We start from the raw sequence: 10655 nt of genomic DNA on the forward strand, positions 1-10655 counted from the left end.
TCTCCCCGGCCCTCCACCATGGAAGGCGGGATCGAACGCCAGGCACATGACATCCCCGTCACGATAGGAGCTCTCATGAGCATCAGATCGAACATCGCAACCGTCACCGCCGACCTTGCCCGCTGGGGGCTCCGCTCCGTCCTCCATCGTAACGGCGGTGCACTGCCCGGCAAGCTCGCCCTTTCCATCGACCCCGAACTCGTCGCCGATCTTGCCGGCCTCCTGGACGCAAGCGTGGTCATCACCGGCACGAACGGCAAGACCACCACGACGAACCTCATAGCCGATGCCGTGGCGGCGAGCGGAGCCGTCTGCGTGTGCAACCGAGCGGGAAACAACATGGAGACCGGTATCACGGGCACCCTGCTCGAGGCGAACTCCAATCGACGTCGAACCGCCGGCAAGCGCCGCGTGGGCGTGTTCGAGTGCGACGAGCTGTACACCGTGCGCATCCTGCCGCGCCTCAAGCCCACGTATTTCGTCTTGCTCAACCTGTTCCGCGACCAGCTCGACCGCTATGGGGAGATCGACCATACCCAGGACGTCATCGCGCAGGCGCTCGCCTTGTCGCCAACGACCACGCTGATCTTCAATGCCGACGACCCGCTGTGCGCCTCCATCGCCGACCGCGTGCCCAATCCCTCGCTTCCCTTTGGGCTCGATGGCCCCACCGGCGGCGAGGCCTCGCACATCGCCGAATCGCGCTTCTGCGCCCACTGCAACGCCCCGCTCGAATACGACTACATCCAATACGGTCAGCTGGGCTCCTACCACTGCCCCGCCTGTGGCTGGAGGCGCCCCGACCTCGCCTCGGGGGCCTCGAACGTGCACCTCAGCAGCACCGGTTATTCCTTCGAATTGAAGGCGCAGCAAGACGGGTCCTCGCAGACCGCGCCCCTCTCCACCAGATACAACGGCCTGTACATGGTCTACAACATCACCGCCGCTTGGACCGCCGCCTGGGTCCTCGACGCGCTCGACGGCGATTCCAGCCGCTTCCAGGGCGTCCTCGACACTTATGTGCCCACCGGAGGGCGCATGACGCGTTGGCAGGCGAAGGGGCGCATCGTCGCGACCGACCTGGCCAAGAATCCCGTGGGCTTCGATCGTCAGATCCAGCAGATCAAGGCCTCGGGCGGCAAACTCATGGCCTTCTACCTCAACGACGCAGATGCGGACGGACGCGACGTCTCGTGGATTTGGGACGTTGACTTCGAATGTCTGAGCGCTCCCGGCGTACGCGCCTTTGCGGGCGGATCGCGCGCGCACGACCTGCAGGTTCGCCTCAAGTACGCCGGCATCGACGCCTCGCTCGTTAATAGCATCGGCGATGTCATCGATACCTTGGCGGGTGAGGATGTCGGCGAGGTCCTTCATGCCGTTGCCAACTACACCGCGTTCCCCCCAATCGTCAAGGAGCTCGAGGGGCTCGGGGACGTCGTGACCGGCGATGCGAAAACCGTGTCCATCGATGTGACGGCCATCCACGATGACGACGACACCCCGCACTCGGACAAGATGCTCGACCTGGGCCGTCCGTTGCGCATCGTCCACCTCTATCCCGACGCCTTGAACCTGTACGGCGATGGCGGCAATGCCATCATCCTCGAACGCCGCTGCAGGTGGCGGGGCATTCCCGTCGAGGTTGACGACGTGCACATGGGCGATGTGCTCGACCTGTCCACGGCGGACATCGTGCTCATAGGCGGCGGTGCCGACCGCGACCAGCTCGCCGTTGCCAACGAGCTGCGCCACCAGCGCGACGAGCTGCAGGGCTACGTTGAGGATGATGGCGTCGTTCTCGCAATCTGCGGCAGCTACCAGCTCCTCGGGCGCTCGTATTACATGGGCGATGAAAAGGTTGAGGGGCTGGGCATCATCGCCGCCGACACGGTACGTGGCGAAGGCCGCCTCACGGGCAACGTCGCGGTGAAAACCGATATCGCCGACGCCCCGTTCGTAGGGTTTGAAAACCACGGCGGACGCACGGTGCTCGACGCCTGCGAGCATCCGCTCGGCACCTCAGTGCTCGAGGGCACCGGCAACAACGGTCAAGACGGCTCTGAGGGATGCCTCCACCGCAACCTGGTGGGAACATACCTCCACGGACCCGCGCTCTCCAAGAACCCCGAGCTCGCCGATTGGCTCATCACGCGAGCCCTCGAGCGCCGCGGGCGCGGCGGTAACATACAGGCGCGAGAGCTGTTGCCACTCGCCATGCTCGACGATGCCTGCGAGCACGCCGCACACGAGGCGGCGATGAAACTGCTTGGTTAACGCAGCCGCCAGTCCCTGTGGCACATATTCGAAGATGCGCGCGTCACGTCCCGTGGCGCGCGTTTTTATGGCAAGACGCGGGCAACGGACACCCCGACCCGCGCGCCGCAGACGAGCTTGACGGCATCGGGGATGATGAAGGGAGCCACCGCGATGGCAAGCGCGCCCCACAGGTCGATCGACAGAAACGCCATGAGCTGGACGGTGCCGCATACATACGAAACGAGCAGCAACACAGCGGCGGATGCGAGGGCACGCGGGTACGCGGGGATACGTGCCGGAAGCGCCCTGTCCAGAACGCCGGCTGCTACCATGCCCAGGATGAATCCCCACAGAAAACCGCCCGTGGGGCCCGCAAGCGCACCGAAGCCTCCCATGAAGCCGGAGAAAACCGGAAGGCCAACGGCGCCGAGCAAGACGTACGCGACAACCGTAAGGACCGCCGTGCGGCGATCGAGCACGGCGGGGATCATGGCGAGCACGAACGTCTGCAAGGTGAAGGGCACGGGGCCAAAAGGCAGCATGACCTGGGCGGAAGCCGCCAATAGCGCCACCATGAGTCCGGCACGGGCAATACGCTTGGCGTCCATGTTGCTCCCCCATTCATGAAAAGAACGAGCCCCGTTACAACAACAAGCCCGAATCCCGCAAGGGATCCGGGCTGGCAATTCGATGGTGCCCCCAACGGGATTCGCGTCCGGCTGCGCCGTCCGCGGCTTCGGGCGCATAGCGCCCTCGCACGCTCGCTGGGAAACGCTCGCGCGTTTCCTCAGTCTCGCGACCCCAATGGGTTCGAACCCCGGCCCGTCAACGTAACAAGCCCGAATCCCGCAAGGGATCCGGGCTGGCAATTCGATGGTGCCCCCAACGGGATTCGAACCCGTGATATCCACCTTGAAAGGGTGGCGTCCTTGGCCGCTAGACGATGGGGACAGCGCGCAAGAGTATAACAGAGTTCCTACACGTAGAACAAGACGTCATCATACGTCGGGACCGGCCAGTAATCTGCGGCCACGATCTCCTCCATGGCATCGACTGCCGCGCGCAGGTCGGCCATAGCGGGTGCAACCTCGTGCGCATAGCAATTCGCCTGCTCCTGGCCATCTGCCATGGACTCCGCCTTGACGTGCACCGCATCGAGCGCCTTGATGGCCTCGTTGATGTCGGTGATGCCGTTGCAGAGCTTATTGAGCGTATTCTGCTCGCACTGCATCGCCGCCTCGGCACCGGCGGCGCGGATGGCCTCAAGACCCTTGGCGACCTTGGTGGCGTAGGCGGTGATGACCGGGCGGTACGTGCGGCGCGCCTCGCGGATCATCGTCGTGGCCTCGATGTTCATGAGCTTGTTGTACTTCTCGAGCTTGACCTCGTAGCGGCACACGGCCTCGGCCTCGGAAAGCACGCCGAGCTCCTGGAACAGCGCGAGGTTCTTCTCGGCGACAAATGCCGGCAGCGCGTCGGCGGCGGTGCGGAAGTTGCACAGGCCGCGAGACTCGGCCTCCTTCTCCCACGCCTCGGAATAACCATCACCGGAGAAGAGGATGCGGCGATGCTCACGCAGATGCTCGGCGCAGTAGGCCAGCGCGGCCTCCTGGAAGTCGTCCTCGGGCGTGCCCTCGAGGGCGTCCGCGAAGTCGCGCAGGGCCTGGGCGACGGCACAGTCGAGCACCAGGTTCGCGTCGGAGACGTTCGCCTCGGAGCCCACGGCGCGGAACTCGAACTTGTTGCCCGTGAAGGCGAAAGGGCTCGTGCGGTTGCGGTCGGTGTTGTCCTGCTCGAGGTTGGGCAGCAGCACCGTGCCGAAGGTGAGCGTGTCGGTGGTGGCGTGGACGCTCGCCTCGCCGTCCATCAGCATCTCGACGACCTCGGTGAGCTGATCGCCCAGGAAGATGGACATGATCGCCGGCGGCGCCTCGTTGGCGCCCAGACGGTGGTCGTTGCCGCAGCTCGCGACGCTGGCGCGCAGGAGATCCTGGTACTTGTCGACGGCCTCGATGACCGCAGTAAGGAACACCACGAACTGCAAGTTCTCGAGCGGCGTGTCGCCGGGCTCGAGCAGGTTCTCGTCGGCGGTGCCGAGCGACCAGTTGTTGTGCTTGCCCGAACCGTTGATGCCCTCGAACGGCTTCTCGTGCAGCAGGCACACCAGATCGTGGCGGCTGGCGATGAGCTTCATCTTCTCCATCATGAGGAGGTTGTTGTCAACGGCCTCGTTGAGCTCGGAATACACGGGCGCGAGTTCGTGCTGGCACGGCGCCACCTCGTTGTGCTTCGTCTTGGCCGGGATGCCCAGTGCCCAAAGCTCGTTATCGAGGTCCTTCATGTACGCGGAGACGGTTGGGCGAATGGCACCGAAATAGTGCTCTTCGAGCTCCTGGCCCTTGCACGGAGCCGCGCCGAACAACGTGCGGCCGCAGATAACGAGGTCGCGGCGCTTACGGTATGCGTCCTTCTTGATGAGGAAGTACTCCTGCTCGTCGCCCACGGAAGGCACGACGCGCTTGGGATGCTTGCCGAACAGGGCGAGTACGCGCTTGGCCTGCTCGTCGAGGGCGGTCATGGAGCGCAGCAGCGGGGTCTTCTTATCCAGCGCCTCGCCGGTGTAGGAGCAAAACGCCGTGGGGATGCAGAGCACGTCGTCCTTGATGAACGCCGGGCTCGTGGCGTCCCATGCGGTATAGCCACGTGCCTCGAAGGTGGCGCGCAGGCCGCCGTTGGGGAAGCTCGAGGCGTCGGGCTCGCCCTTGATGAGCGCCTTGCCCGAGAACTTGGTGATGGCGGTGCCATCGTGGTTGGGCTCAAGGAAGCTGTCGTGCTTCTCGCTCGTGATTCCCGACAGGGGCTGGAACCAATGCGCGTAATGCGTGGCGCCGTGAGCGATCGCCCATTCCTTCATGGCGTGGGCCACGGCGTTCGCGACGTCGAGGTCGAGCGGCTTGCCCTCCTCAATGGTTCCCGCGAGCTTTTTGTACACGTCCTTGGGCAGCCACTTCTTCATGACGTCTTCAGAGAAGACCATCGTGCCGAAGCGGTCGGTGAGATCGGCCATCAGATGCTCCCTTCGTGGCGCGCCGCGCGTGAGCGACGCTGGTGCTAGCGGACGATTGCAGCCTATACGCCATACGTTTCGATGCAATTACCGCTGCGTTGCAAGCGTGAAACATATCGTAGCGTACCGCATGCTGCCTGCGGAAAGAATGTCGTAAGCACACCTGCGGCAAAAAAATCATGCGACGGCGTATTTCGTCCGTTTTTGGATAATCCCAGCTCAGCATGGGTGTGAAATGTGCGTATTCAGATGTTCGCATGCCGGAAACCATCGGGAAACACACCTGCAAACCACACGCAACCAACCGAACGTACCATTCCTGCCGAACGATTCTCACTGGCATCAAGAGCAAAGGAGCAGGCATGGAACAGACACCCATATCGCCCGCCACAGGCAAGGACGACCAGCCGACCCTCTATAAACCCGAATTCGAACACGATGCATGCGGCATCGGCGCCCTGGCGAGCATCAAGGGTGAGCGCAGCCACCAGATCCTCGACGACGCCCTCTCCGTCTTGGTGAACCTCGAGCACCGCGGCGGCGTGGGGCTCGAGCGCAACACCGGTGACGGCGCGGGCATTCTCTTCCAGGTCCCCCACCGATTCTTCCGCAAGGAGGCACAGAAGTGCGGGCATCTCCTGCCCGCAGAGGGCGACTACGGCGTGGCGATGGTCTTTTTGCCGCGCGATGAACACGGAGTGGTGGACGCACGCCGCATCTTCGAAGAGGAATGCGCCGCTTGCGGTATCCCCCTGCTCTTTTGGCGCACCGTCCCCGTCGATCCGCACGACCTCGGTTCGACCGCACAAGCTTGCATGCCCACCATCATGCAGGCGTTCCTGGGACGCCCCGACTCGATCGAGGCCGGTGACGAATTCGAGCGCGCCCTCTACGTGTGCCGTCGCTCCATCGAGAAGCGCGCCGATGCCGAGCCCTCCCTCGACGGGAAGATCTTCTACATCTGCTCCATGAGCGCGCGGACCATCGTGTACAAGGGCATGCTCGTCGCGACCCAGATGCGCCGTTTCTACATCGACCTCAACGACGCCGCCGTCAAGACGGCCGTCGCGCTCGTCCACTCCCGCTATTCGACCAACACCACGCCCAGCTGGGAGCGCGCGCACCCCAATCGCCTCATCATCCACAACGGCGAGATCAACACCTTGAAGGGCAACGTCAACTGGATCCGCGCGCGTGAGCCCAACCTCTATTCGCCCGTGCTCCAACACGATTTGGAACGCGTGCTGCCCATCATCAACCGCGAGGGATCGGACTCCGCGATCCTCGACAACGTGCTCGAATTCCTTGTGCAAAACGGCAGGCCCCTCACGCGCGCCGTCTCGATGCTCATGCCCGAGCCCTGGGATCACAATGACGCACTCACGCCGGAGCGCCGTTCCTACGACGCCTACCAGTCCATGCTCATGGAGCCCTGGGACGGACCTGCCGCCATCGCGTTCACCGATGGACGCACGCTCGGCGCCGCCCTCGACCGTAACGGCCTGCGCCCGGCTCGCTATTACGTGACGCGCGACGACCGCTTCCTGCTGTCCTCCGAGGTTGGAACCATCGAGGTCGACCCTGCCAACGTCCTCACCTCCGGGCTGCTCGGTCCGGGCGAGATGCTCGAGGTCGATTTCTCCCAGGCGCGCGTGATCTACAACGACGAGCTTCGCTCTGGCCTGGCCAAGCTCAAGCCGTTCCGCGACTGGATTGCCGAGGAGATGCTCACCCTTGCGGACATCGCGGACGAATCTGGCAGCAATGCAGACGCCGACGGGGCAGATATGCTGTCGGCCGTCGAGGCCGCCAAGCTCGGCCACCACTGGGATGACGTCGATGAGGTCGTGCGCCCCATGGCCCTGACGGGCAAGGTGCCGCTCGCCTCCATGGGCATCGACGCCCCGCTCGCCTGCCTCTCCACCAAGACGCGCTCTTTCTTCGACTACTTCTACCAGCTGTTCGCCCAAGTGACGAACCCACCCATCGACGCACTGCGCGAGCACGTGGTCACTTCCACCATCCTGTACCTGGGCAATCACGGCAACTTGCTGGAGGACAGCCGCAGCGCCTGCCAACTCATCCGCCTAGACTCCCCAATCCTCACGGGTGAGCAGTTCAAGGCAATCTCCTCAATCGACCGCACGGGTTTCCATGCCCGCACCTTCCGCGCCGTCTACCTGCGCGATGCGGGAGAAGGTGCGCTTGAGCGCGCGCTCGATGAGCTGTGCCGCGAGGTCGAGCGGGCGGTGCGCGACGGCGTGAACATCGTGACACTCTCCGACCGCGCGGGCTCAGGTGAGGTCTCCATTCCGTCCCTCCTCGCCGTCGGAGCGGTTCACAACCACCTGATGCGCTCGGGGCTGCGCACCTTCGCCGACCTCATCGTCGAGTGCGGCGACGCGCTCTCGGCGCACGACCTCGCCGCGCTTGTAAGTTACTCGGCAAGCGGCATCTACCCGTACGGCGCCCACACGCACATCGCGCGTCTGGCGCACGAGGGCGACCTTGTGGAAGCCGACGGCCGTGTGCTTTGCGCTCGAGAGGGCATCGAACGCTTCGACCGCGCGGCAACAGCGGGCGTGGTGTCCATCATGTCCAAGATGGGCATCTCCACCATGCAAAGCTACCATTCCGCCCAGATCTTCGAGGCCGTCGGCCTCGCACCTGAGCTCGTCGACCGCTTCTTCTCGGGCACGGTCAGCCGCGTGGGCGGCATGGGCCTCGCCGAGCTTCAGCGCGAACTCGATGAGCGGGTGGATGCCGCGGAGAGAATCGCGCATTCTCCCGCGCCCGACCAGCTCCCCACGCTCGGCCTCACCAAGTGGCGCCCCTTGGGCGGCGAAGACCACCTCATCGACCCCCAAACCGTCTACCTGCTGCAACGTGCCGTGCACGAAGACGACGCCGAGGCATTCGAAGCGTATAGCGCCCGCCTGCACCGCCCGGGCCGCGTCGTGCGCCTGCGCGACCTGATCGACTTCGACGCATCCGATCGCGCGCCCATCCCGCTCGATCAGGTCGAGGACGCGCGCTCCATCGCCACGCGCTTCAACACCGGCGCCATGAGCTATGGCTCCATCAGCCGCGAGGCCCACGAGTGTCTCGCCATCGCCATGAACCGTCTGCACGGCCGGTCCAACTCGGGCGAAGGCGGCGAGGACCCGCGCCGCGAGACGCCGCTCGCGGATGGCGACTCGGTGAACTCCGCCATCAAACAGGTCGCTTCTGGCCGCTTTGGCGTGACGAGCCGGTACCTCTCCTCGGCAACCGAGATCCAGATCAAGATGGCGCAGGGCGCGAAACCCGGCGAGGGCGGCCACCTGCCCGGCAAGAAGGTCTACCCTTGGATCGCCGAGGTCCGACAGTCGACGCCCGGCATCGGCCTCATCTCGCCTCCTCCGCACCACGACATCTACTCCATCGAGGACCTGGCCGAGCTCATCTTCGACCTCAAGTGCGCCAACCCCCGTGCGCGCGTGAGCGTCAAGCTTGTGAGCGAGGCGGGCGTGGGAACCATCGCCACCGGCGTCGCCAAGGGTGCCGCCAACAAGATCTTGATCTCGGGCCACAACGGCGGCTCGGGCGCGGCCCCGCGCGATTCCATCTGGCACGCCGGCCTGCCGCTGGAGCTCGGCCTTGCCGAGGCACAGCAGACGCTCGTGCGCAACGGCCTGCGCTCCCGCGTGGTGCTCGAGGCGGACGGCAAGCTCATGGACGGCACCGACGTCGCCGTGGCGTGCCTGCTGGGCGCCGAGGAGTTCGGCTTCGCCACCATGCCGCTCATCGCCATGGGGTGCCTCATGCAGCGCGACTGCCAGCAGGACACGTGCCCGGCCGGCATCGCCACGCAGAACTGCCGCCTGCGCCACGGCTTCGCCGGTAAGCCCGAGCACGTCGAGCGGTTCATGTTGTTCGTCGTCGAGCAGCTGCGCGGCGTGATGGCGCGTCTGGGCTTCGCCACCGTCGACGAGATGGTCGGGCACGTCGAATGCCTGCGCCAGGTGCGCGGCGCCGGAAACTGGAAGTCCGACCTCCTCGACCTCTCCCGTGTCCTCGCGCCGGCTCGCTGCGAGTTCGGCTCCCATATCCCCGGGGCCGATTGCCGCCACTACCTGCCCTACATGGCGGCCGATTCGAACCTCGACGAGACGCTCGACGCCACGCTGCTCATCCCTCGCACCGCCCACGCCCGCTCGCACATGGTCCCCGTCCAGCTGGACGTCGACATTGCCAACATCAACCGCTGCACGGGCACCATGCTCGGACATGCCGTCACCAGTGCGCACCCCAACGGGCTGCCGGAGGGCTCCATCACGGTACGGTGCACGGGCTCTGCGGGCCAGAGCTTCGGCGCATTCGTTCCCAGCGGCATGACGCTCAGCGTGCGCGGCGACGCGAACGACTACTTTGGCAAGGGCCTCTCGGGAGGCGTCCTGTCCGTGGCACCCCCAGAGGGCGCGACCTTCAAGTTCGACGAGAACGTCATCGTGGGCAACGTCGCGTTCATGGGCGCGACGGGCGGTCGCGGCTTTGTAAACGGCCTTGCCGGCCAGCGCTTCGCCGTGAGGAACTCGGGTGCGACCGTGGTCGTCGAGGGTGTGGGCGCACATGGCTGCGAGTACATGACGGGCGGTGTCGCGCTCATCCTCGGCGAGGTCGGGCACAACTTCGGCGCCGGCATGACGGGCGGCGTCGCCTACGTCTACGACGAGTACGGCACGCTTGCCAGCCGCGTGAACGCGGAGACGCTCACGCTCGAGCGGCCGGACGCCTCCGAACTCGCCCGCATCCGTTCACTCATCGAGGAGCACGTCAGGTACACGGCGAGTCCGCGCGGCATGAGGCTTCTGTACTGCTTCTCCGACATCGAGCACGCCTTTATCAAGGTGATTCCCACCGAATACCGGCACATGCTCGAAATCGTGACGGAGGAGGAACGCGCCGGACACTCCCACGAGGCGGCCGTCGAGCGCGCCTTCGAAATCATGACCGCGCCCTCAGCAAGCGCAGCATCCGCTGCAAGCACCATTCCCTCATCCATCTGCAGTCCCATGAGCACCAAGGAGGCCCACCATGGGTAAACCCGGAGCTTTTCTCACCACGGATCGGCAGGCCCACGTCCTGCGGCCGACCGATGAACGCACGCGCGACTTCGACCCGCTGTATCGCGAACCCGGCGAGGATGTCCGGCGTGAGCAGGCGAGCCGCTGCATGATGTGCGGCGTCGCCTTCTGTCAATCGGGCATATCGTTCGGGCGCGCACGCACGAGCGGGTGCCCGCTGCACTGATGTGGCTATACTAAATTGGACAGTCGGATGAGAGTCT

5 protein-coding genes and 1 tRNA gene are annotated in these 10655 nt (G+C 65.1%); 3 read left to right on the plus strand and 3 right to left on the minus strand.

Annotation, left to right across the window (positions count from 1 at the left end; all coding sequences use genetic code 11):
• Positions 1-75: 75 nt before the first annotated feature.
• Positions 76-2277 carry a MurT ligase domain-containing protein gene (locus tag DWV48_RS08285; RefSeq protein ID WP_158574854.1) on the plus strand — a complete coding sequence of 734 codons (2202 nt, stop codon included), beginning with the start codon at positions 76-78 and terminating at the stop codon, positions 2275-2277.
• A gap of 65 nt (positions 2278-2342) precedes the next feature.
• On the opposite strand, the gene DWV48_RS08290 is transcribed toward DWV48_RS08285, so the two are convergent.
• From DWV48_RS08290 to DWV48_RS08300, 3 genes are all read right to left on the minus strand, one after another.
• Positions 2343-2867: a biotin transporter BioY gene (locus tag DWV48_RS08290; RefSeq protein ID WP_118654338.1), complete on the minus strand. Its 525-nt coding sequence runs from the start codon at positions 2865-2867 to the stop codon at positions 2343-2345.
• Positions 2868-3133: 266 nt separating this feature from the next.
• Positions 3134-3210, minus strand: a tRNA-Glu gene (locus DWV48_RS08295).
• A gap of 25 nt (positions 3211-3235) precedes the next feature.
• On the minus strand, positions 3236-5326 hold the full coding sequence (locus tag DWV48_RS08300; protein WP_118654339.1) for a glutamine synthetase III: 2091 nt from the start codon (positions 5324-5326) through the stop codon (positions 3236-3238).
• Positions 5327-5688: 362 nt separating this feature from the next.
• On the opposite strand from DWV48_RS08300, the gene gltB reads away from it, so the two are divergent.
• Entirely contained in the window at positions 5689-10410 is a 4722-nt protein-coding gene (gene gltB, locus DWV48_RS08305) for a glutamate synthase large subunit (protein WP_118654340.1), read from the plus strand.
• Positions 10403-10618 (plus strand): hypothetical protein, encoded by a 216-nt coding sequence (locus DWV48_RS08310; protein ID WP_233546243.1) that lies wholly within the window; start codon positions 10403-10405, stop codon positions 10616-10618. Before gltB ends, DWV48_RS08310 begins: the two co-directional genes overlap by 8 nt.
• Positions 10619-10655 lie beyond the last annotated feature (37 nt).

The sequence above is a fragment of the Collinsella sp. AF08-23 genome (assembly GCF_003479805.1).
In the GTDB taxonomy this organism is placed as follows: Bacteria; Actinomycetota; Coriobacteriia; order Coriobacteriales; family Coriobacteriaceae; genus Collinsella.